The organism is Nonomuraea sp. NPDC001831, from assembly GCF_042892035.1.
In the GTDB taxonomy this organism is placed as follows: Bacteria; Actinomycetota; Actinomycetes; order Streptosporangiales; family Streptosporangiaceae; genus Nonomuraea.
In genome coordinates this window covers 65,716-86,976 of sequence record NZ_JBIATU010000017.1, presented here as the reverse complement: position 1 = coordinate 86,976, position 21,261 = coordinate 65,716, and the positions used below count along the sequence as shown (strand labels likewise).

Sequence of the window (21,261 nt, the reverse complement as noted above, 5' to 3'; positions counted from 1 at the left end):
TAGCGTCGCCCGGGTGACCGGATACCGACAGGTTCTCGCCGTGCGGGGGATGGCGGCGCTGCTGGGCGTCTCGCTGCTCGCCCGTGCCGCGATCACCGCCGACGTGACCGCGCTGACCATGTACGTGGTGCTGCGCCTGGACCTGGGCTACGTGGCGGCGGGCGGCGTCGCGGCGGCCCTGACCGCCGGGGTGGCGCTGGGCGGGCCGCTGCTGGGCCGCATGACGGACCGGCGGGGGCTGCGCGCCGTGCTCACGATCACCGTCGCGTCGCAGGCGGTGTTCTGGGCGAGCGTGCCCGTCCTGCCGTACGCGGTGCTGCTGGGCGCCTCCTTCGCGGCGGGGCTGCTGATGGTGCCGGTCCAGGCGGTGACCCGGCAGGCGATCGCCGCGATGACGACGCCGGGGCAGCGGCGGGCCGCGTTCGCGCTGGAGTCGGTGCAGGGCGAGCTGGCGTACCTGGTGGGGCCGGCGCTGGTGATCCTCTGCGCGGCGGAGCTGTCCCCCCAGGCCGTGGCGTGGGGGCTCGGCGCGGTGATCGTGGCCGGCGGCATCGGGATCGCCCTGCTCGATCCGCCGCTGCGGGCCGAGGGCGAGGTGGCGACCGGCTCGCCCGTCCGTCCGGCGCGCCGGGAGTGGCTGGACCGCCGGATGGTCGCCGTGCTGGCGATGGGGTTCGGCGCCACGGCCCTGCTCAGCGGCATCGACCTGGCCATCGTGGCCACGCTCAAGGAGGCCGGCCAGGTGTCCTGGGCCGCGGTGGTCGTGGCCGTGTTCGGCGTGACCTCCGTCGCCGGCGGGCTGGTCTACGGCACGTCGCGGCGTCCGATGCCGACGTGGCTGCTGCTCGGCCTGCTCGGGCTGCTGACGATCCCCGCCGGGCTGGCCCACGACTGGCGCTGGTTGTGCCTGGCCGTCGTCGGCGCCGGGCTGCTCACCGCGCCGACCCTGTCCACGGTGGCCGACGCGGTGAGCCGGCTGGCCCCGGCGGGCGTGCGGGGCGAGGCCACGGGCCTGCAGGCGTCGGCGGCGAGCGCGGGCTTCGCGCTCGGCTCGCCGATCGCGGGGCTGGCGATCGACGCCGCGCTGCCGGGCGGCGGCTTCGCGGCCGCCGGGCTGGCGGGCCTGGCCGCGGCCCTCATCGGGCACCTGCTGTCCCGCTCCCGGCGGGCGGACGACCGCCCGCCGGGCCGGCGGCCTCGACCTGCATCAGCAGAGCCTCGACCTACATCAGCAGAAAGGAGAAGTCCTGTCTCGTCCTCCGATTCGGTGGGATGTCGATCTTGATGCGACGGGCGACCTCGTCCCGGCCGGCGCCCAGCCCGAGGCTGATCAGCCGTTCGGGGCGCAGCGGGACGGGATCGTCGAAGGCGACCGTGATCCGGACGGGCCACGGACTCTCCGGAACGGGCGGCGCGTCGAGCTCCCAGCACCCGTCCCAGTCGAACGTGTACCGGTTCCGGCGGGCGGTCGCCGGGTCGAGCAGGGCCCGCGCCACGAGGGTCGGCGAGTTGTCCGAGTACCCGGCCAGCAGGCCGGCGTCCAGCGAGCGCACCGGAACCCGGTCGTGCACGGTGAGCTTGCCCGTCCGGTCACAGGCCACGCAGTTGACCAGGAGCCAGACGTCGAGCAGCTTGCCGTTGGCGTTGACGCGGAACCGGCCGTCACCGACGGTGGCCCGCCCGGACGGACAGGCCACGCACCGCAGGACGAGCAGGGGCAGGCGGGTGCGCCGCACCACCCAGGGCAGCACGATATGAGGATGTGAAGACATGATCTCTCTGAAGACCTGACGAAGAGCACGGAAAACAGAGCCGACGGCGTCCGTCGGCGACCGATGCGCAGGAAGGTGTCAGGTCTAGAGAGCAGGCGGCGTCATGCGCGCGAAGTCCTCACTGAGGGTGGGTCAGGGGGGCGGCGCTCAGCTGGAGCGGGAGCGCCATGATCGGCACCCTACCCGTCGCCGGCCGCCGCCCTCCAATGAATAACGGCCCGCCGGCGACGTGCGGCCCCGGCATCCGCGGCGATCACTTTGCAGTGGCTTGATCACCATCGTTCCGTCTCGGGGTACGGGAGCTGATACACCCTGTAAGGGAGGGGGCGGGCGATGACCGTGAGGATGGCATGGGTCTGCGCGCTGCTGGCCGTGGTCGCCGCGGTGGTCCCGCCGGCGCTGAGCACGAAGCGCGTCAAGGAGCCGTCCGCCGCCCGCGCCGACCTGTCGGCCGTGCCGTTCGGGGTGTTCCTCGCCTCCGACTGGCGTGGGCCGCACCTGCTGGGCGCGTTCGAGTCCTGGCTGGGGGCGGAGGTCCGGGTGGGGCGGACGTACGTGCCGGGCGAGGCGTGGAACGCGCTGGGCGGGCCGGACTTCGTCCTGCAGCCGTGGATGCGGTGGCGGGCGGCCAAGCCGGGACGCATGCTCGTGCTCAACGTGCCGATGGTCATGCCGAACGAGGGCGGCCTGCCGGACGAGGCGGTGGCGGTGCTGCTGAACGCCGGCGCGGACGGCGCGTTCGACCCGTACTTCGACCGGCTGGCCCGGACGCTGGTGGCCGGACGCGCGCCGGACACGGTGATCGTCCCGGGCTGGGAGATGAACGGCCTGACCTACTCCAGCCGCTGCTCGGCCGATCCGCAGGCGTGGCAGGCGTACTGGCGGCGGATCGTCGCCGTGATGCGGGCGGTGCCCGGACAGCGTTTCCGCTTCGACTTCAGCCCCAACCGGGGCCCGGACGCCATCGGCTGGACCGACTGCTACCCCGGCGACGACGTGGTCGACATCATCGGCATGGACAGCTACGACCAGGGCCCCGGCGACCGGTTCGCCGACTACGTCGACCAGCCGTACGGGCTGGCGGCGCAGGCCGACTTCGCCGCCGCGCACCGCAAGCCGATCTCCTTCCCCGAGTGGGGGCTGTTCCGGTACGGGGACCGGCCGGAGTTCGTGCGCGACATGCTCGACTGGATCGCCCGGCACGACGTGGCCTACCACTCGATCGTGGACTACTGCCCGCACGGCGTCTGGCAGTGCCCGGCCAACCCGCGGTCGTCGCGGGTGTTCCGGCAGCTCATGCGCGACCCCGGCTTCCGGCGCGGCCCGTCGGCGCCGCCGACCACCCCGCCCGCCCCGACGTCCCCAGCCCCCTCCCCCGCGCAGAGCGGGTCCGCGCCAAGTGGGTCCGCGCCAAGTGGGTCCGCACCGAGTGGGTCTGCGCCGGGCGGGAGCGGGTCGCCGGCGCCTCAGCCGCGCCCGGCCGTCACCGACGCGCCCACGGCGGCACCGCCCGCGGCCTGACCCGGCCGGGCCAGGCGCAGCGTGTGGGCCGCCAGCCGGTCGAGGGTGACGCCGAGGTCGAACTCCGCAGCCCGCGGCGGCGCCGCCCGTTCCTCCGCGCGCCGCACGGCCGGGTCGGTCAGCCGGGCCACGATCGCCGCGGCCAGCGCCCGCGGGTCCTGCGGCTCGACGAGCGCTCCGGTGGCCGGGGTGACCACCTCCGTGAGGCCGGGGACGGCGGCCGCCACCACGGACCGCCCGCAGGCCATGGCCTCCAGCACGGTCAGCGGCAGCCCTTCCCAGCGGGAGGGCAGCACGACCAGGTCGGCGGCGGCGTACCAGGGCCGCGGATCGGCGCTGGCCCCCGGCATGAGGACGCCGGGCGGCGCGTCCCGGCGCAGGCGGGCGAAGTCGTCCCCGTCGCCGACGAGTGCCAGGCAGGCGTCCGGCACCCGGGCCGCGACCTGCCGCCAGGACTCCACCAGCAGGTCCTGGCCCTTCTGCCGGGTGATCCGGCCGACGCAGACGACCAACGACCCGTGCGGGGACAGTCCGAGCCCCCGGCGGGCGGCGGCGCGCTCGTCCGGCGTGGCGGGACGGAAGCGGGCCAGGTCCACGCCGTTGCGGACGACGGCCAGCGGGCCGCGCACGCCCGCGTCCCCGGCCTGCCGGTGCTCGCCCTCGCCGACGCAGAGCACCAGATCCGTCCACCGGGTGGCGGCGCGTTCCCAGGAGGCGGCCGCGGCGGCCAGCGTGCCCCGGCCGGCCAGCCAGGACCAGCCGTGCGGCTGGAACAGCGTCGGCACGCGGCCACGCAACACCATCCGGCCGACCAGCCCGGCCTTGGAGGAGTGCAGATGCACCACGTCGGGACGGAACCGGCGCACGATCCGGCCCAGGACCGCGGCGGCGGCCAGATCGGCCGGATGCGGCGCCCGTACGGCGGGCCAGGGCAGATGCGGCAGCCCGAGGGCGGCCAGCCGTTCGCCGAGCGGTCCGCGCGGCGGCGCGGCGACGGCGACCGTCCAGCCCCGCCGGCGCTGGTCTGCGCAGGCGCTCTCGACGTAGGCCGCGACGCCGCCCTCGGTGGGCTGGGTGACGTGCAGCACGCGCGGGGCGTGCGGGATGAAGGTCGTCATCGCGGCCTGCGCAGGGCCCGGTCGAGCGCCGGCCAGCGGCCGCGGAGCGCCCGGCCGCCCACCCGGCCGCGGGCGGCGAGGGCGTAGAGCGTCGCGGCCGGCGTCCTGGCCAGCAGGAGCCGGTTGCTGACCACCTGCCGGCCGCCCCACTTGGTCTTGTGGGACTCGGCTCCGCGCAGCAGCGACATCGTCGGCCGGCCCAGCCGGTGCGCGAGCCCGAGGTCGGTGCGCAGCAGCATGGTCACGACGTCCATCTGGCCGCGCAGGTCGGGATGGGTGCCGTAGAGGTAGCCGCCGACGAAGTCCTTGCCCACGATCAGCAGGTCCACCGCGACGACCCGGCCGTCCAGGTGGTATTCGGTCAGCTTCGCCTGCCGGTCGGCCAGCAGCCGCCGGGCGGCGCGGGCCAGGTGGGCGTGGAAGCGCGGCCTGGTGTGCTCGACGTTGACGCCGCGGCCCTGCCACTGGAGGGCGTGCAGGTCGAGCAGGCGCGCGACGGCGTGCTCGGCCTCGCCGGCCGGCACGTCCCGGACCTGGATCGGGGCGTCGTCCACGCGGCGCAGCTCGCGGCGCAGCTTGGTGCCGTTCCGGCCGGGCAGGCCGGCGAGCAGCTCGTGGAGGGGGACGCCGGGCAGTTCGACGCAGGTCGAGGCGGGAAACCGCCAGGAGCGGCCCGGCCAGGCCGCCGCGAGCCGCTCGGCGTCGGCCCCCGGGCGTACCTCCGGCAGGTCCAGCACGTCCCATCCGGGCAGTTCGGACAGGGCCCGGCCGAGCGCCGCCGGCAGGTCGGGGTCGCCGTCCTCGATCAGCACGTCCGTGTAGTCGGACTGGTCGTCGCCGAGCGGCCGCAGGACGCGCAGCCCCGCGCGGCGGACGGTCATGACGGGGGCCGCGGCCACCAGCCGTCCCCGCCGGCGCAGCAGGACCACGTTCAGGGCCAGGTCGTCGCCGTAGCTCTCCCACCAGGACGACAGCCAGGCGTGCGACTGGAACGGCGTCGCCGCCGGGGAGCGGTCGTGCAGGCCGGCCCACTCCCCCGCCAGGGCGCGCAGGTGTCCGGTGCCGGTCACGACCTCGGTGGCCAGGTCCGGGGCCTGGCGGGTCGCGGTGGTCATGCCGACGTCGTCTCGGCCGGCCGGCGCGCGGGCGGGACCTGCCGGTCGTCCTGCCGTCGCCCGGCGGGGGCCGCCAGCCAGACCAGGGCGGCCAGCAGCAGACCGCCGGCCGTGCTGACGGCGGTGGCGAGCAGGGGCCGGGGCGAGCTGGGCGTGGCGGGCGGCACGGCGGGGGCGAAGCTGGACAGCCGGACGCCGGTGTCGGCGCTGTGCCGGTTGGCGTAGGCGGTGAGCGCGGCCGTGGCGCTGTTGGCCCGCCGGGCGGCCTCGTCCGGGGTGGCGGCGAGGGCGGCCAGCCGGATCAGCGGCGCGTCGGGCGAGGCCGACGCCTGCAGGGTGGTCCGCAGCAGCTCGCCGTCGGCCAGGTAGGCGTCGCCGGTTCCGGCGAGCAGGCCGGGGTGGACGGTCACCCTGGCGTAGGCCTGCGCGAAGTCGGCTTCCTGGCTGGGCACGCCCTGCCGTACCGAGCTGACGACCGCGTAGGCGTCGGCGGTGTAGACGGGCTCCTGGGTCAGCGAGTACGCCAGCCCCGCCCCCATGCCGATCAGCGGGAGCGCGAGCAGGGACCAGGTGCGGAGCGCGCCGGCGGCGCGCTGGACCGGGTGAGTCATGACAGCCTTTCCTGATGGCGCCTGGCGAGCAGGCGGTCGTAGAGGTCGTGCAGGCGCCGGGCTTGCCGGCGCACGTCGTAGCGGTCGAGGGCCGGGGACGGCGGCAGGCGGGTGCGAGGCCCGGCGAGGAACGCGGCCAGCTCGGCGGCCAGCCGGTGGGGCGGCACCCGGCGGGCGCCGGGGACCGTCCCGGGGGGCAGGTCGTCGATCGCCGGGCAGGCGCCGTACAGGACGGGCAGCCCGGCGGCGAGCGCCTCGACGACGGCCAGGCCGAACGTCTCCTCCTGCGAGGGGGCGGCCAGCACGTCCATGGCCGACAGCAGGGCGGGCACCTGCACGCTCTCCCCGGCGAGGACGACGCGCCGCCCGACGCCGAGCCGCTCGGCCAGCGAGCGCAGCCGGGGTTGTTCCGGGCCGGCGCCGACGAGCAGCAGCACCGCGCCGTCCAGCCGCGGCAGCGCCTCGACGAGCAGGTGGAAGTTCTTGCCCGCCACCAGGCGGCCGACCCCGCCGACGACGAACGACTCCGGCGGGATGCCCAGGCTCCGCCGGGCCTGGCTCCCGGCCCGCGGATCGTGGCGGAAGGCGGCCAGGTCCACGCCGTTGGGGATGGTGACGACCCGCGAGGGCGGCAGGCCCCAGCCGTGCAGCCGGTCGGCCACGGTGGGCGAGACGGCGACGACGGCCTGCGTCAGCCGGGCGCTGGTCCGGTACAGCGTGCGGACGGGCGCCGTGACCGGCCGTCCCTCGATGTGCCGGGCCCCCGCCGAGTGCTCGGTGCTGACGACGACCGGCACGGCGGCCAGCCGGGCGGCGAGCGGCGCGTAGACGCAGGCGCGGTACAGGTGCGCGTGCACGACCTGGTAGCGGCCGGCGCGCATGAGGGCGGTGAGCCGGGGCAGCGCCCGCAGGTCGCGGTTGCCGCCCATGCCGACCGCGCGCACGGGGGTCCCGGCGGCGCGGATGGCGTCGGCCAGGGCGCCGGGCCGGGTCAGCACGGCGACCTCGCTGGCGCAGTCCATGTGCGGCAGCAGCGTACGCAGCTGCTGCTCGGCCCCGCCGGCGGCGAGCCCCGTGATGACGTGCAGGACCTTCATCGGGGCCGCCCCCAGCGCAGCCGGTGGCAGGCGGTCTTGGCGAGCAGCCGGGCGGCGGTGTCGCGGTCGCCGACGTAGCGGCGGGGCAGGGCGTGCGTCCCGGCGAGCCGGCCGGGGCGGACGGCGCAGGCGTGCTCGTAGCCGGCCTGCCGGACGGCGGCGACCTCGCGGGCGGTCAGCTCGCCGTAGGGGTAGGCGAAGCCGGTGACGGGGGCGCCGAGCACGTCCTGGAGCATGAGTTTGCTCGTGGTGAGCTCGTCGGCCAGCTCGCCGGGGCCGGCGGCCGGCAGGTGGGGGTGGCTGCGGGTGTGGGAGCCGACCTCCATGCCGGCGGCGGCCACCCGGCGCAGCATGCCGGCGTCCATCAGGGGGCGGGGGCTGACGCCGCGGTCCCAGGCGTTGTGGCCGCCGATCCGGCCGGCGACGACGTACACGGTCGCGGTGAACCCGTAGCCGGCCAGCACGGGGACGACGTCGGTGGCGAAGTCGGCGTAGCCGTCGTCGAAGGTGAGCCCGACGAGGCCGCGCCGGTCGCCGGGATGGTTCAGCAGTTCGCGCACCGACACGCCGCGCAGCCCGCGCCGGGCGAGCCAGCGTATGTGGGTGGCGAAGCGCTCGGGGGTGACGACGATGTCGAAGGGGTCGTCGAAGGGGTCCTCGCCGCGGTCGGCGACGGAGTGGTACATCCAGATGAGCGGCAGCGCGCCGGTGCGCGTGCTCATACGCGCTCTCCTTCCCTGACGGTCGTGACGGCCCCCCGCAGCGGCGACAGGCCGAGGCGTTGGAGACCGGCCAGCATGAGGGCGGCGGTCACGGTGATCCCGGCGGCGTTGGCCAGCGCGATGCCGCCCTGCGCCATGCCGGGGACGAGCGCCGCGGCCAGCGCCGCGGTCAGGGCCAGCCCGGCGGCCATCGCCAGGGCCGGGTACCACAGGCCGCGCCACCCTCCGGCGCAGAAGTAGGCCCGGCAGACCACGCCCACGACGGTGTGGCCCAGCAGGCCGATCGTGTAGAGCCGCAGGACGTGCTCGGTGGCGGTGGCGGCGGCGGCGTCGAAGGCGCCGCGGCGCAGCAGCACGTCCACGATCGCGGGCGCGAAGGCGACCAGCAGCGCGGCGGCGGTGACCGTGACGGCCGCCGCCGTCGCCAGGTCGCGGACCAGCAGCCGCCAGGCCCGGCGGGTGTCGCCCGCGGCGATGCTGCGGGCCAGGTGCGGATAGGTGACGGTGGCCAGCATCAGCGAGACCACCATCGGCACCTGGGCGATCTTCTGGGCGTAGTTGAGATGGGAGATCGCGCCCGCGGGCAGGTCGGCGGCGAGCACCCGCTCGACCAGCACCTGGCCCTGCCGCAGCAGCGTGAAGGCGATGATGGGCAGCAGCGCGGCGACCGGCAGCACCAGGCGCCGCGGCAGCCGCCGGGGCATGCCGACCCGCCGCAGGTACGCCGGCGCCTGCGTGGCCACCATGAGGACGGCGCCCGCGGTCACACCCCACGCGGCGGCCCGCACGCCGAGCGAGTCGTGCCAGATCGCCAGGCAGCCGACGAGCGCCAGGTTGTAGGCGAGGCCGGTGGCCGCGGGCGGGCCGAAGACGTGGTGGGCCCGCAGGGCCGCGCTGGCGTACCCCGCCAGCGCGAACGGCAGGATGCAGCCGCAGCAGATCCGCCAGCACTGGACGGCCAGCGCGCCCTGGGGCAGGCCGGGGGCCAGCGCCGCCACCAGCCAGGGCGCCCCGGCCGCGGCGCAGACGGCGACGGCGGCCAGGGCGGCGGCCAGGGCGGGCAACGTCCGCTCCACCAGCGCCGCCCGCTGCCGCGCCCCGGCGGCCGTGCTGAACAGCGGGACCAGCCACAGGGCCATCGCCCCTTCGATGAGCAGCGGCGCCGCGGTCTCGGGCACGGTCCAGGCGACCAGGAACGCGTCGGTGTCGGCGTTGGCGCCGAACAGCGCGGCCATCAGCAGGTCGCGTACGTAGCCGAGCGCCGAGCCGGCGCCGACGAGCATCGTGGTGAGGGCCGCGGCGCGCAGGTCGGCCGCGCCCCGGCTCAGCACGCGGGCCGCCGCGACGGGAGCGCGGCGGTGCCGGTCCATCCCGTCGCCAGGCCCAGCATGACCGACATGACCAGGCTCGTCGCGCCGCCGATGTCGGCGTAGGCGAAGTCCACCGCCAGCCACGTCACGAAGCCCGCGGCGGCCAGCCCCGCCGGGCCGCGGCGGCCGGGCCGGGTCAGGGTGCGCACCAGGGCCCCGCCCATGAGCAGCGCGAACGCCGCCAGGCCGAGCAGTCCCTGCTCGCTGAGCACCAGCAGGTACATGTTGTGCGGGGACAGCAGCGGCTCGCGGCGGTACCCGCCGGCCGGGTCCTCGACGTCGCTGCCGGAGGACAGGGCCAGCGGCGCGTAGGTGTCCCGCCAGGCGGCGAACCCCTTGGGGCCGACGCCGGTCACCGGGTGGTCCCGCCACATGCCGGCCGCCGCCTGCCAGAGCTGGTACCGGTCCGCCACCGACCGGTCGGGCTGGTCCACCGAGGAGGTGATGGAGGCGACGCGCTCGGCGATGACGCCGCCGGCGGGCCCGACCAGGAACGTCAGCAGCACGGCGGCGGCCCCGGCGGCGACGGCGGCCCGCGCGGCGAGCCGCGCGCCGCGCAGCACGAGCATCGCCGCGACGGCGCAGGCCACCGCGAGCCAGGTGCCGCGGCTGAGCGACATGACCAGCGGCGGGCACAGCGCCGCCGCCGCGACCAGGGCGGCGGCGCGCCGGGCCGGGCCGCCGGTGAGCGCGGCCGCCACGGCGATGATCAGCCCGAAGCTGACCACGCCGGCCAGCGCCATGACCTCGCCGGCGCCGAACGTGCCGACCGCGCGGATCGGCAGGCCCGCGTAGGAGGCGCCGCTGCCCGTGAGCGCCTGCCAGCAGCCGAGCCCGGCCTGGACGATCGACACGGCCGCGACGGCTCCGCCCACCAGCAGCAGGTCGGACCGCTGCCGCACCGCCACCGTCACGGCCACGGGGACCAGGACGAACACCTGGAGGTACCGGGCCAGGCCGGGCAGCGCCGTCAGGAGGTCGGGCGCCGCCAGGGCGGCCGCCGTCGCCGCGAGCACCGCGGGCGCGGCGAGCAAGGCCCACCGGCCAGGACGCGCGCCGCCGCGCGCCAGGCCCACCGCGACGGACGCCAGCAACCCCAGCGACATCAGGTCGGCGACCTGCGGCTGGACGACGTCGGCGGCGTGCGGTCCGGCGGGCACGCACACCGCGATCACGGTCAGCGCGGCCCACACGCTGGGACGGGCCGCCAGGCGGCACAGGGACGGCGGGAACGCCCTGATCACGATCGTCCCGGCCACAGCAGGCAACCGACCGTCCGAATCATGATCTTGATGTCGCGGCGCAGGGACCAGGTGTCGATGTAGTGGTTGTCCAGCCGCGCCCGGTCCTCGATCGAGGTGTCGCCGCGCAGGCCGTGGGTCTGGGCCCAGCCGGTGAGGCCGACGGGCAACCGGTGGCGGCGCCCGTAGTGGTGGTCGCCGCGGGAGAACAGCTCCACGAAGTGCGGCCGCTCGGGACGGGGGCCGACCAGGCTCATGTCGCCGCGCAGCACGTTCCACAGCTGCGGCAGCTCGTCCACCGAGCAGGAGCGCAGCAGCCGGGCCGCGCGGGTCAGGCGGGGGTCGTCGTCGATGCTCCAGCGGGTGTCGGACTCGCCGGCGCGCAGCGGGGCGAACGTGCGGAGCTTGATGATCTCGATGGGCGTCCCGGCCATCCCCACCCGGACCTGGCGGAACAGCACCCCGGGCCCTCCCTGCCCGCGCAGCAGCAGCATGCAGGCGGCCAGCACCGGAGCGCTGACGATCAGCCCGGCCGCCGCCAGCACGACGTCCAGGGCGCGCTTGAGCGGCCAGGACGCGCGCCGCTGCGGCAGCGGCCGCATGCGCAGCATCGGGAACCCCCGGACGTGCTCGCCGGCGGGGACGAAGTCGACCAGCACGCCGCCGGGTTGCGGCGCCAGGTACACCGGGTACCCCGCCTGCCGGGCCTGTTGCGCGAGCCGGTGGGTCTGCTCCTCGCCGCCCGGCGGCGGGGCCAGGACCACCACGCGGGCGAGGTGCCGGCGGGCCATGGTGAGCAGGGTCTCCGGATCGTCCACGATCGGCGCGTACGGGGCCTGGCCCAGCACGTCGCAGGCGCCGCCGACGGGCAGCAGGCCGTACTCGGTGTGCCGGAGCAGCGTCAGCGCGAGGTTCCTGGCATGCGCGCCGGATCCGACGACCAGCGTGGGCACGCGTGCGCCGCGGCGGCGGGCCTGGCGCAGCACCGCGCAGACCAGCCCGCGCCCCACCAGGGTCAGCCCGAGGTAGACGGCGACGATCCGGGCCGACTCGCCCGTCCAGGCGGCCAGCGTCGTGCGGTGGTCGAGGGCGGCGACGGTCAGCGCGCCGGCGATGGCGGCGGCGCATCCGCCGCGCCACATCCATCCGTCCATGACGGACGGCGACAGCCGGATCCGGTACGTGCCGCCCGCCAGGTTCAGCAGGACAAGCAGCCCCGCCGCCAGGCCGGCGAGCAGCGCGCCGTACCCGGCGTCGAGCACGGGCGCGGCCAGCGCGGCGGCGTCGACGCTCGCGTCGGCCAGGGAGCAGATGGTCCAGCATGTCACCGGACGCCGCCGGCCTGGGGCGTGGCGTGCAGCGCCTCGCTGCGGCAGCAGCATGCCCGTTGACGGGGAGTGCGGGAAGGGTTCCTCTTCCCGAAGGGGTGTGACCATATCTGCTCCACTGCGGAAAAACAACGGCGATCATTTCAGAGCGTGATATCCACGAACAGGGGGTGGATATGGCTGTCTTACTTATCGCGAAAATTCGCTCATCTTTGGCCTCCATTCCGATAATCGCCCCGATTCGCGGGCAGCGACCAACTTACTTGGAGCGTTCACGGGTACGGCCGTGCGGACGGGATGGCGTCCCACAAAGATTGCGAATTTTCGGGTGTCGCAAAGCCCGGCTATTTGTCCCGGTTCGCCGTTCAGGTAGCGATGAAGATCTTTGCCGGGCCATGGCGGCGGTATGACGCCGCAGGACGGCGCGGGAGATCAGCGGTGGGCCGGCGCCCGCTGATGGGCGCCGGCGGTTGAGCCGCGAACTGAGGACATAGTCCGAATTGGCGTTATCGCCACACCGGGGGAACCGGGCGATGGAGACATTCCGTCCGTCGATTTCCGGACGTTTTGCGGCCGGTCCGGCTAACGCCGCCCGAACAGCCGTCCGAGCTGCCGGTCGACGATCGCCTCGGCGTCCTCGGCGGTGTAGTGGCCGATGAGGACGGGGTTCACCAGGCCCTGGGCGAGGGCGAACAACATGTCGGCCTCCCTGGCCGCGTCGACGTCGGCGGCCACCTGCCCGGCCGCCTGGGCCGCCCTGAGCTGACCGGCGTAGAAGTCGAGGACGACCGGCAGGCCCGCGCGCAGCAACGCGGCCAGCGGCTCGCTCACCACGGAACGGGCGAGGAAGGCCAGCCCGACGCGCGCCTCGAACCGGCGCTCCTCGTCCAGGGGCAGCAGTTCCAGGAGCGCCACGCGCAGCAGGCCGAAGGGGGTGCCGTCGTGCGGGGCGGCGGCGACGCGGGTGGCGATCCGGGTGTTGAGATGCTGAAGGGCCAGCGTGAGCATCTCGTCCTTGGTGGCGAAGTAGTGCTGCACCGCGCCCATGGACATGCCCGCCTCGGCCGCGACCTCGCGCAGGCTGACGCTGTGCATGCCCTTGGCGTCGATGACGCGGTGCACGGCGTCGGCGATGTGCCGCCGGCGGGTCTCGTGGTCGACGATCTTCGGCATCGGTTCCCAGGTTTTTTGTCATGCGGTCGCATTGTGAAGCGCGGGCCCGCCGTTTACCATGCGAGTGCATGATAAACGGCGGGCGAGGAGGGCGTCATGCGCGTACTGATCGTCGGCGTGGGCACGCGGGGCGACGTGGCCCCGTACACGGGGCTGGGCGTGCGACTGCGGGACGCCGGGCACGAGGTGGCGATCGCCTGCCACCGGCCGCACGCCGCCCTGGTGACCGGCGCCGGACTGGAACATCGCGACATCCCGGGCGACCCGCTGCCCCTGCTGCCCGCGGGCAAGGGCGGCGCGCGGGTCCCGCTGCCCGCGAAGCTCGCCATGTTCGCCGAGTACGCCGGCCAGGTCTGCGACGGCATCGTGCGGGCCGCGGCGGCGGGCGCCGACGTCCTGCTGCTGAACGTGGCCGCCTCCGCCGGGCAGCACGTGGCCGAGGCGATGGGCGTGCCGAGCATGGGCGTGCACCTGCAGCCGGTGGCGCCGACGGGGGACTTCCCGCCGGTCATGAGCGTCCTGCGCCGCTCGCTCGGCCGGTGGGGCAACCGGACGGCGGCCCGGCTGGCCTTCGCCGTGCCCTCGCCCGCGAACGCCGGGTCGGCCAAGGAGTTACGGGCCCGGCTCGGGCTGCCGCCGATCACCTCGCGGGAGGCGTACCGGCGGCGGGAGGCCGCGCGCTGGCCGGCCCTGCACGGGTTCAGCCCGGCGGTGCTGCCCCGGCCCGCCGACTGGCGGGACGGCCTGGAGGTGACGGGCTACTGGTGGCCGACGCGTCCGGCCGGATGGCGGCCCGACCCCCTGCTGAGCGACTTCCTGGCCGCGGGCCCTGCTCCGGTGTTCGTCGGCCTCGGCAGCCAGGCGGGCCCGCGCGCCGACCACTACACCGACCTGGCCCTTCGCGCCCTGCGGCGGGCCGGGCTGCGCGGCGTGCTGCAGACGGGCGTGCCCGGGGCGCTGGACGACGACGCGCTCGGCGTCGGGGACGTGCCGCACGACTGGCTGTTCCCGCGCATGGCCGCCGTCGCCCACCACTGCGGCAGCGGGACGACGGGGGCCGGGCTGCGCGCGGGCGTGCCCGCCGTCGGCCTGCCCGCGCTGAACGACCAGCCGTTGTGGGCGTCCCGGCTCGCCGCGCTCGGGGCGGGCCCGGCCGCCGTCCCGTTCCGCCGGCTGACCCCGGAACGGCTCGCCGACGCCCTGCGTGCCGCCGTGGACGAGCCCGCGTACCGGCGGCGGGCCGCTGAGCTGTCGGAGCGGATCGGGGCCGAGGACGGGAGCGCGGCCGTGGTCGCGGCCGTGGCCAGGCTGGCGTGACCGCCCACTCCCCCGCGCGGATCCCCACGCTCATCGCGCTCTACGAGGGCGCCCTGTTCACGCTGGTCACCGCGCCGGACGTCGACAGGGGCGCCGTCCAGGCACTGGTCCGCGCCATCCTGGACGGCTGCGGACACGTTACTGTTCCGTGAACGGAACACTGGCGAAGGGGAGCTCCATGACGTCCCAGGAAGACACGATCGGCCGGCCCGTGAACGCGGGGTCCGCCGGGCCGGAGGCGCCCCTGGCCGGGCAGGTGGCGATCGTCACGGGCGGCTCGGCGGGGCTCGGCCGGGCCATCGCGCACGGTCTGGCGGCCGCCGGCTGCACGGTGGTGCCGGCCGGCCGGCGGTTGTCGGCGTGCCGGGAGGCGGCGGCCGAGATCACCGCCGCGACCGGCGTCGCCGCCTCGGGCATGGCCTGCGACGTCACCGACGAAGAGGCGGTCCACGCTCTCGTGCGGGACGTCGTCGCCGCGCACGGCCGCCTCGACGTACTGGTGACCAGCGCCGGGATCCAGGCCCGCGGCGAACTGGCGGCCCTCGACGCCGCCACGCTGCGCCGCTGCCTCGACGTCAACGTCGTCGGCACCTTCCTCGCCTGCCAGGCCGCCGTGCCGGTGATGCGCGAGGCCGGGTACGGCCGCATCGTCACCCTGGCCAGCGCGCTCGGGCTCGTCGGCGCCGCGGGCCGGGCGGGCTACGCGGCCAGCAAGGGCGCGGTCGTCCAGCTCACCCGCAGCCTCGCCGTCGAGCTCGCGGGCACCGGCATCTGCGTCAACGCCCTGGCCCCCGGCCCCTTCCGCACCCCGCTGAACGAAGGCGTCGAGGACGACCCGCACGTGCGGGAGTTCCTCGACCACCAGGTCCCGATGAGGCGCTGGGCCGACCCGGGCGAGCTCGTCGGCGCGGCGGTCCTGCTGGCCGGTCCGGCGGCCTCCTACCTCACCGGCGCCGTGCTCCCGGTCGACGGAGGCTGGACCGCTCACTGAAGGCGTCCGGCCGCTGTCTGATCCCACGAAGCCCCGGGTGCTCTTTGGTGTCCCGCACGATTCGGTCCCGCCGCACAGTGCCGTAGCGTCACCGTGACACTTGAGCATTCGGAGGGCCGGCACGTTGATCGCGATCAGGGAACTCCATGGGATCGCGGAGTTCGAGCAGGTCAGTGAGCTGTTCGACGGGATCTGGCACTTCGACCCGGACAGTCGGCCGATCACGGTCGAGCTGATGCGGGCGATGTCGCACGCGGGCAACTACGTGGCCGGCGCGTACGACGACGCGGGCCGCCTGGTGGGCGCCTCCGTCGGCTTCTTCGGGGCGGCCAACACGTTGCACTCCCACATCACCGGCGCGGCCGGCGGCCACGGCATCGGCTTCGAGCTGAAGCTGCACCAGCGCCGCTGGGCCCTGGAGCGCGGCATCGAGCGCATCACCTGGACCTACGACCCGCTGGTGCGCAGGAACGCCCACTTCAACCTGGCCAAGCTGGGCGCCCGTCCCGAGGAGTACCTGCCGAGCTTCTACGGCGTCATGACCGACGCCATCAACCAGGGCAGCGACTCCGACCGCGTGCTGGCCTCCTGGGCGTTGTCGGCGCCGCACGTGGCGGCCCTCGTACGGGGCGAGCCCGGCCGGCGGCCCCTCCCGGCGGACGCCGCGATCGTGCTGGCCGACGAGGACGGGCGGCCGGTGACGCGCGACAGCGACGCCGCCACCCTGCTCGTGGCGCTGCCGGAGGACATCGAGGCGCTGCGCGTCACCGACCCCGGCGCCGCCAAGGCGTGGCGGCTGGCCGTCCGGGAGGTCCTGGGCGGCCTGCTCGTGGAAGGCGGCGTGGTGACCGCCTTCCACGACAAGACGTTCTACGTGGTGGAGCGGCCCAGCCTGGGCACGGCCTCCAGCAGCGACCGGGTGTAGTCGTGGGAGGGGGCGCCGACCACTTCCTCGGTCGGCCCCAGCTCCACGATGCGCCCCTGGTGCAGCACCGCGACCACGTCGGAGACGTAGCGGACCACGGCCAGGTTGTGCGAGATGAACAACATCGACAGGCCCAGCTCGTCGCGGAGCCTGCGCACGAGGTTCAGCACCGAGCCCTGGACGGACACGTCCAGGGCGCTGGTGATCTCGTCGGCGACCAGCAGGTCGGGCTCGGCCCCCAGCGCCCTGGCGATGGCCACGCGCTGCCGCATGCCGCCTGACAGCTCGCGCGGATAGCGGGTGGCCACCTCGGGCGGCAGGGAGACGAGCGACAGCAGCCGCTCGACCGAGCCCTTGCCGCAGCCCTCGGCGATCGACGCCCCCACCTTCATCCGGGGGTCGAGCGAGGCGTAGGGGTCCTGGAAGACCATCTGGACGCGGCTGGCGCCGGTGATGGTGCCGGTGTGCGGCACCAGGCCGCTCACCGCCCTGGCCACCGACGACTTGCCCGACCCCGACTCGCCGACCAGCCCGACGATGGACCCGCTCGGCACCTCCAGGGTGATGTCGTCGACGGCGGTGAACGAGCCGAACCGCACCGTCAGGTTCTCGATGATCATCAGACCTCCCAGCAGGCGACCTGGTGCGCCTTGCCGTACGACGTCAAAGGGGGACGTTCGCCGGCGCAGCGGGCCGTGGCCAGCTCGCAGCGGGCGGCGAAGGCGCAGCCGTCGCCCACGTCGGAGGGCGCGGGCTGACGGCCGGGGATGCTGGCCAGCGGCAGCGACCTGTCGGTGTCCATGTCGGGCAGCGAGTCGATGAGCGCCCGCGTGTAGGGGTGCGCGGCGCCGGTGGCCAGCAGTTCGACCGGCAGTTGCTCGACGACGCGGCCGGCGTACATGACGACGACCACGTCGCACAGCTCGCCGACGACGGCGATGTCGTGGGAGATGAACAGCGCCGCCGCGCCGGTCTCGTCGGTGACCTCGCGCAGCAGTTTGAGAATCTGCCGCTGCACCGTCACGTCGAGCGCGGTGGTGGGCTCGTCGGCGATGAGCAGCCGGGGAGTGCCCATGAGGCCCATGGCGATGACGGCGCGCTGCCGCATGCCGCCGGACAGCTCGTGCGGGTGCCTGCGCGCCACCCGTTCGGGCGCGGGCAGGTGCACGTGGCCGAGCCGGTCGACGGCGCGCCGGTGGGCCTCCGCCTTGGCGGCGCCCTGGTGCACGATCGCCACCTCGGCCAGCTGGCCGCCGACCTTCAGCGCGGGATTGAGCGAGGCCATCGGGTCCTGGAAGACCATGGCGAGCGCGGTTCCGAGCTCCTTGGGCGACATCTCGGAGATCTCCCGGCCGGCCAGCGCCAGCCTGCCCGCCGTCACCACGCCCGGGTACGGCACCAGCCCGCCGATCGCGGCGGCGGTGAGGCTCTTGCCGCTGCCCGACTCCCCCACCAGCCCGGCGATCTGCCCGGGGGCGACGGTCAGCGACACCCCGCGCACCGGCGTGACGCCGCCGGGGAAGGTCACCGTCAGGTCCCTGACCTCCAGCACCGCCTCGGGGTCCGGCTCGCCGGGCGCGGGCGGCGCGGCGGGCCTGGCCTCGCGCGTGTGCACGGCGGTGCGGGAGGCGGCCTTGGCCAGCGCGTCCCCCAGCAGGTTGAAGCCGATGCCGGCCAGCGCGACCGCCAGGGCGGGCCCCAGCGCCACCTCGGGCGTGACGTAGATGCGGCCGAACCCGTCGAACAGCAGCCGCCCCCAGTCGAAGGCGGGCGGCTGCACGCCGAGGCCCAGGAACGACATCCCGGCCAGGCCCAGCAGCGCCCCGCCGAGCGCCTGGGTGAGGTTGAGGATGAGCGGCTCGGCGATGTTGGGCAGCACGTGCCTGGTCAGCACGCGCATGCGCGGCACGCCGAGCATCCGGGCGGCCGCGACGTAGTCGGCGCCCGCGACGGTCGCGGCCAGCGTCTGGGTGAGCCGGGCGAAGCTGGGGGCGATGGCCACGCCGATGCCGAGCACCGCGCCCTTGGCCCCGAGCCCGGCGATCACCGCGGTGAACATGGCCAGCAGCAGGCCGGGGAAGGCGACGAGCGCGTTGACGGCGCCGGTGACGAAGCGGGCGCCGCGCGGCGGCAGCACCGAGGGCAGCGCGCCGAGCACGGTGCCGACGGCCGCGCCGAACAGCGTGGCCGCCAGCGCGAGCAGGAGGGAGAACCGGCCCGCGACCAGGACCCTGGCCAGCAGGTCGCGGCCCAGGTTGTCGGTGCCGAGCGGATGGGCGGCCGAGGAGCCCTGCAGGATGGCGCCCGCGTCGATCTTCTCCGCCGCCGCGCCCCAGATCGGCGGGCCGACGACGGCCAGGACCACCATGAGCGTGACCAGCACGGCTCCGGCGACGGCGGCCGGGGTGCGCAAACGCATCAGTTTTCCTTGATCTTGGAGGTGGGGTCGAGCGCGCCCAGGATCAGATCGACGGCGAGGTTCACGACGAGCACGATCGCGCCGTAGACGAGGATGACGGCCTGGGCGACGGGATAGTCCTTCTGCGTGATCGACTCGACGATCTTCAGGCCGAGCCCCGGCCAGGCGAAGACGTACTCCACCAGCACGCTGCCGGCGATCAGCGAGGTGAGCAGCAGGCCGCCCACGGTCAGCGTCGCGGTCAGCGTGTTGGGCAGCACGTGCCGCAGGTGCAGGCGGGCCGCGGGCAGCCGTTTCGACCGGGCCAGCCGCACGTAGTCGGTGCCGAGCTCACGCAGGGTCTCCACCCGGGAGATGCGGGCGATCATCGCGACCGGGCCGATCGCCAGCGCGGCCACCGGCAGGACGTACGACATCACCCCCTCCTTCCCGGCCGGCGGGAACAGGCCGAGCCCGATCGACAGGACCGCCACCAGCGCGATCGAGTACAGGAACTCCGGGACGGCGACGGCGGTGCCGGTGACCGAGCTGAAGGTGATCTCGGTGCCCCGGTTCCGGCCGTTCTCCGTGCGGATGGCCGCCCACATGCCGAGCGGCACGGCCAGCAGCAGCGCCACCACGGTGGCCAGCAGCGCCAGGCCCAGCGTGTTGGGCAGCCGGGTGGCGATGACCTGGCCGACCGGTTCGCCGGTCAGGAACGAGGTGCCGAAGTCGCCGGTGAGGATGTGCCCGACGTAGGCGGCGAACTGCTCGGGCAGCGACTTGTCCAGCCCGAGCAGCTGCTCGCGGGCCTTGACCAGCTCGACCGGCGCGGCCGGGCCGAGCGAGGCCCGCACCGGGTCGCCGGGGATGAGGTGGATCATCGCGAACGACGCCACGAGCAGCACCGCCAGCGACACGACGAAGCGCACGAGGCGCCGTACGGTCACTCAGCCTCCCTGGGTGAGGCGGATCGTCGAGGGCAGGTACAGGCCGGCCATCGTCCGGAAGGTGGCGCCCTTGGTGGCGGTCAGCGTGTTCATCTCGACCACGGGCACCAGGTCGGCGTTGTCGAACAGGGCCGACTCCGACGCCAGCCACTTGGCGCAACCCTCGGGGCCGGTCAGCTTGGCGGCCTCGGCGACCAGCCGCTCGTACTCGGCGTTCTTCAGGTGGGCGAAGTTGGCGCCCTTGGGGGCGGCGGGGCCGGACAGGAAGCCGACCAGCTGCGAGGGCAGCGTGACGCCGATGGGCAGCCAGACGACGTCCCAGTCCTGGGTGGCGTTGAGCGACTCCGACAGCTTGGTGTCGATGACGCCGTTGAGCTTGACGTCCACCCCGATCTTCTTCCACACCGCCGCCATGTACTCGGCGGCGGCCACGATGCTGGGGCCCTTGGTGGTGGCGTACAAGAGGCGCAGGGAGAGCTTCTTGCCGTCCTTCTCCCTGACGCCGTCGGCCCCGGCCTTCCAGCCGGCCGCGTCCAGCGCCGCGGTGGCGGCCGCCGTGTCGAAGGCGGGGACGTGACCGGTGACGGTGTCGCCCTGGCACGGGCGGGGCGGCGGCACGAGCGCGGTGGCCGGCTTGCCGGTGCCGCCCGTGGCGATGCCGCCCAGTTCCTTCATGTCGAGCGCCTGGGTCAGCGCCTTGCGCACGGCGGGATCGTGGCCGGGCCTGTCCTCGCCCTGGTGGTAGAAGAACTGGCCGTTGCCCTGCGGCTCGATCATCTTGCCGAGCGCGGGGTTGGCCTCCAGGCGGGTCCGGTCAGGGCCGAAGAAGGTGGCCGAGTTGAGCGAGCCGGCGAGGAGCAGGTTGGCCGCGGTCTGCTCGTTCGGCACCACCTTGAGCACGAGCGTCTCGGGGAGGTCCTTGGCGGTGCCGCCCTCGGGGCCCCAGGCGTACTCCCGGCGCACCTTGAAGGTGTAGTGGTCGCCGGGGACGGCCTCGGTGAGCTGGTACGGGCCCGTCCCCGAGGTGGCCCGCGCGATGAGCGAACGGTCCTTGACGGCCTTGCCGCAGACGATGAACAGCAGCCGTGAGCTCTCCAGGATGAAGCTGAACGGCTCGGGCGTCGACAGCGTCACGGTGCCGGCGGACTCGTCGGACTCGGCCTTCATGCCGGCCGGTACGAGCACCCCGTAGATGGGCGACTTGGTGGCGGGGTCGGCGATGTGGTTGATGTTCTCGGCGACGTCGGACGGGGTGAGCTTGGACCCGTCGGAGCAGGTGACGTTCTTGCGCAGGGTGAAGGTCACCCTGTCGGGCTTGACGTCCCACTTCTCGGCCAGGGCGGGGACGGTCTTGCCGTCCGCCGAGACGGACACCAGGGTGTCGTAGGCCACCGACAGGACCTCGTTGGTGACCGAGAGCACGCCCGTGGCGGGGTCGAGCACCCCGGGGTCCGCGCTGATGGCGGCGGTGAACGTGCCGCCCGTGACAGGCTTGCCCGTGCTGCCCGCCGTACCTCCGCCGCTGCCGCACGCGGCCGCTAGCAGGGCCAACGCGGTGAGCACCGCTGTCTTCTTCATGGCGACTCCAGGAGAGCGTGGGGTGGTGACCCAC

The 21,261-nt window shown here is 74.9% G+C and carries 20 protein-coding genes; 6 read left to right on the top strand and 14 right to left on the bottom strand.

Going from position 1 to position 21,261, the window contains the following annotated elements:
- The first annotated feature begins 13 nt into the window (after nt 1-13).
- The gene (locus ACFYYW_RS39180; RefSeq protein WP_387657076.1) at nt 14-1,285 is read left to right on the top strand and encodes an MFS transporter; all 1,272 of its coding nucleotides are present in this window, start codon (nt 14-16) and stop codon (nt 1,283-1,285) included.
- Here ACFYYW_RS39180 and ACFYYW_RS39175 read toward each other — a convergent pair.
- Nucleotides 1,224-1,751 (bottom strand): DUF1062 domain-containing protein, encoded by a 528-nt coding sequence (locus tag ACFYYW_RS39175; RefSeq protein ID WP_387657073.1) that lies wholly within the window; start codon nt 1,749-1,751, stop codon nt 1,224-1,226. The two genes, ACFYYW_RS39180 and ACFYYW_RS39175, sit on opposite strands and share 62 nt — an antisense overlap.
- A gap of 354 nt (nt 1,752-2,105) precedes the next feature.
- On the opposite strand from ACFYYW_RS39175, the gene ACFYYW_RS39170 reads away from it, so the two are divergent.
- Nucleotides 2,106-3,293, top strand: a complete 1,188-nt coding sequence (locus ACFYYW_RS39170) for a glycoside hydrolase family 26 protein (RefSeq protein ID WP_387657070.1) — start codon at nt 2,106-2,108, stop codon at nt 3,291-3,293.
- Here ACFYYW_RS39170 and ACFYYW_RS39165 read toward each other — a convergent pair.
- From ACFYYW_RS39165 to ACFYYW_RS39125, 9 genes are all read right to left on the bottom strand, one after another.
- Entirely contained in the window at nt 3,239-4,411 is a 1,173-nt protein-coding gene (locus ACFYYW_RS39165; protein ID WP_387657067.1) for a glycosyltransferase, read from the bottom strand. The two genes, ACFYYW_RS39170 and ACFYYW_RS39165, sit on opposite strands and share 55 nt — an antisense overlap.
- On the bottom strand, nt 4,408-5,526 hold the full coding sequence (locus ACFYYW_RS39160; RefSeq protein WP_387657065.1) for a GNAT family N-acetyltransferase: 1,119 nt from the start codon (nt 5,524-5,526) through the stop codon (nt 4,408-4,410). The genes ACFYYW_RS39165 and ACFYYW_RS39160 overlap by 4 nt, the downstream gene beginning before the upstream one ends.
- Nucleotides 5,523-6,137, bottom strand: a complete 615-nt coding sequence (locus ACFYYW_RS39155) for a hypothetical protein (protein WP_387657063.1) — start codon at nt 6,135-6,137, stop codon at nt 5,523-5,525. Before ACFYYW_RS39155 ends, ACFYYW_RS39160 begins: the two co-directional genes overlap by 4 nt.
- Nucleotides 6,134-7,234, bottom strand: coding sequence for a glycosyltransferase (locus ACFYYW_RS39150; protein WP_387657060.1), 1,101 nt, complete (start codon nt 7,232-7,234; stop codon nt 6,134-6,136). Before ACFYYW_RS39150 ends, ACFYYW_RS39155 begins: the two co-directional genes overlap by 4 nt.
- Complete coding sequence (locus ACFYYW_RS39145) at nt 7,231-7,956, bottom strand: polysaccharide deacetylase family protein (RefSeq protein WP_387657057.1); 726 nt, start codon at nt 7,954-7,956, stop codon at nt 7,231-7,233. Before ACFYYW_RS39145 ends, ACFYYW_RS39150 begins: the two co-directional genes overlap by 4 nt.
- On the bottom strand, nt 7,953-9,326 hold the full coding sequence (locus ACFYYW_RS39140; RefSeq protein WP_387657054.1) for a lipid II flippase MurJ: 1,374 nt from the start codon (nt 9,324-9,326) through the stop codon (nt 7,953-7,955). The genes ACFYYW_RS39145 and ACFYYW_RS39140 overlap by 4 nt, the downstream gene beginning before the upstream one ends.
- Nucleotides 9,281-10,585: an O-antigen ligase family protein gene (locus ACFYYW_RS39135; protein WP_387657052.1), complete on the bottom strand. Its 1,305-nt coding sequence runs from the start codon at nt 10,583-10,585 to the stop codon at nt 9,281-9,283. Before ACFYYW_RS39135 ends, ACFYYW_RS39140 begins: the two co-directional genes overlap by 46 nt.
- Entirely contained in the window at nt 10,567-11,895 is a 1,329-nt protein-coding gene (locus ACFYYW_RS39130) for an exopolysaccharide biosynthesis polyprenyl glycosylphosphotransferase (protein WP_352327029.1), read from the bottom strand. Before ACFYYW_RS39130 ends, ACFYYW_RS39135 begins: the two co-directional genes overlap by 19 nt.
- Before the next feature lie 582 nt (nt 11,896-12,477).
- Nucleotides 12,478-13,068, bottom strand: coding sequence for a TetR/AcrR family transcriptional regulator (locus ACFYYW_RS39125; RefSeq protein WP_387657048.1), 591 nt, complete (start codon nt 13,066-13,068; stop codon nt 12,478-12,480).
- Nucleotides 13,069-13,164: 96 nt separating this feature from the next.
- Here ACFYYW_RS39125 and ACFYYW_RS39120 point away from each other — a divergent pair, with 96 nt between their 5' ends.
- From ACFYYW_RS39120 to ACFYYW_RS39105, 4 genes are all read left to right on the top strand, one after another.
- Nucleotides 13,165-14,385 (top strand): glycosyltransferase, encoded by a 1,221-nt coding sequence (locus ACFYYW_RS39120; RefSeq protein WP_387657045.1) that lies wholly within the window; start codon nt 13,165-13,167, stop codon nt 14,383-14,385.
- Nucleotides 14,382-14,537 (top strand): hypothetical protein, encoded by a 156-nt coding sequence (locus ACFYYW_RS39115; RefSeq protein ID WP_387657042.1) that lies wholly within the window; start codon nt 14,382-14,384, stop codon nt 14,535-14,537. Before ACFYYW_RS39120 ends, ACFYYW_RS39115 begins: the two co-directional genes overlap by 4 nt.
- Before the next feature lie 26 nt (nt 14,538-14,563).
- The gene (locus ACFYYW_RS39110; RefSeq protein WP_387657039.1) at nt 14,564-15,376 is read left to right on the top strand and encodes an SDR family NAD(P)-dependent oxidoreductase; all 813 of its coding nucleotides are present in this window, start codon (nt 14,564-14,566) and stop codon (nt 15,374-15,376) included.
- 100 nt (nt 15,377-15,476) lie between these two features.
- A complete protein-coding gene (locus ACFYYW_RS39105) occupies nt 15,477-16,301 on the top strand; it encodes a GNAT family N-acetyltransferase (RefSeq protein ID WP_387657036.1) in 825 nt (274 codons plus the stop codon).
- On the opposite strand, the gene ACFYYW_RS39100 is transcribed toward ACFYYW_RS39105, so the two are convergent.
- From ACFYYW_RS39100 to ACFYYW_RS39085, 4 genes are read right to left on the bottom strand one after another with little or no spacing between them, the layout of a single operon-like run.
- Nucleotides 16,247-16,921, bottom strand: a complete 675-nt coding sequence (locus ACFYYW_RS39100) for an ATP-binding cassette domain-containing protein (protein ID WP_352328366.1) — start codon at nt 16,919-16,921, stop codon at nt 16,247-16,249. The genes ACFYYW_RS39105 and ACFYYW_RS39100 overlap by 55 nt on opposite strands.
- Nucleotides 16,921-18,720, bottom strand: a complete 1,800-nt coding sequence (locus ACFYYW_RS39095) for a dipeptide/oligopeptide/nickel ABC transporter permease/ATP-binding protein (protein ID WP_352328367.1) — start codon at nt 18,718-18,720, stop codon at nt 16,921-16,923. The genes ACFYYW_RS39100 and ACFYYW_RS39095 overlap by 1 nt, the downstream gene beginning before the upstream one ends.
- On the bottom strand, nt 18,720-19,649 hold the full coding sequence (locus ACFYYW_RS39090; RefSeq protein ID WP_364418426.1) for an ABC transporter permease: 930 nt from the start codon (nt 19,647-19,649) through the stop codon (nt 18,720-18,722). The genes ACFYYW_RS39095 and ACFYYW_RS39090 overlap by 1 nt, the downstream gene beginning before the upstream one ends.
- Complete coding sequence (locus ACFYYW_RS39085) at nt 19,650-21,227, bottom strand: ABC transporter substrate-binding protein (protein WP_387657031.1); 1,578 nt, start codon at nt 21,225-21,227, stop codon at nt 19,650-19,652.
- Between the last annotated feature and the right edge of the window lie 34 nt (nt 21,228-21,261).

Coding starts and splice junctions, on each gene's coding strand:
- ACFYYW_RS39160 (WP_387657065.1), bottom strand. CDS start 5,526: ATGACCACCGCGACCCGCCAGGCCCCGGACCTGGCCACCGAGGTCGTG.
- ACFYYW_RS39125 (WP_387657048.1), bottom strand. CDS start 13,068: ATGCCGAAGATCGTCGACCACGAGACCCGCCGGCGGCACATCGCCGAC.
- ACFYYW_RS39110 (WP_387657039.1), top strand. CDS start 14,564: ATGACGTCCCAGGAAGACACGATCGGCCGGCCCGTGAACGCGGGGTCC.
- ACFYYW_RS39100 (WP_352328366.1), bottom strand. CDS start 16,921: ATGATCATCGAGAACCTGACGGTGCGGTTCGGCTCGTTCACCGCCGTC.
- ACFYYW_RS39150 (WP_387657060.1), bottom strand. CDS start 7,234: ATGAAGGTCCTGCACGTCATCACGGGGCTCGCCGCCGGCGGGGCCGAG.
- ACFYYW_RS39170 (WP_387657070.1), top strand. CDS start 2,106: ATGACCGTGAGGATGGCATGGGTCTGCGCGCTGCTGGCCGTGGTCGCC.
- ACFYYW_RS39140 (WP_387657054.1), bottom strand. CDS start 9,326: ATGGACCGGCACCGCCGCGCTCCCGTCGCGGCGGCCCGCGTGCTGAGC.
- ACFYYW_RS39120 (WP_387657045.1), top strand. CDS start 13,165: ATGCGCGTACTGATCGTCGGCGTGGGCACGCGGGGCGACGTGGCCCCG.
- ACFYYW_RS39085 (WP_387657031.1), bottom strand. CDS start 21,227: ATGAAGAAGACAGCGGTGCTCACCGCGTTGGCCCTGCTAGCGGCCGCG.
- ACFYYW_RS39095 (WP_352328367.1), bottom strand. CDS start 18,720: ATGCGTTTGCGCACCCCGGCCGCCGTCGCCGGAGCCGTGCTGGTCACG.
- ACFYYW_RS39145 (WP_387657057.1), bottom strand. CDS start 7,956: ATGAGCACGCGCACCGGCGCGCTGCCGCTCATCTGGATGTACCACTCC.
- ACFYYW_RS39165 (WP_387657067.1), bottom strand. CDS start 4,411: ATGACGACCTTCATCCCGCACGCCCCGCGCGTGCTGCACGTCACCCAG.
- ACFYYW_RS39155 (WP_387657063.1), bottom strand. CDS start 6,137: ATGACTCACCCGGTCCAGCGCGCCGCCGGCGCGCTCCGCACCTGGTCC.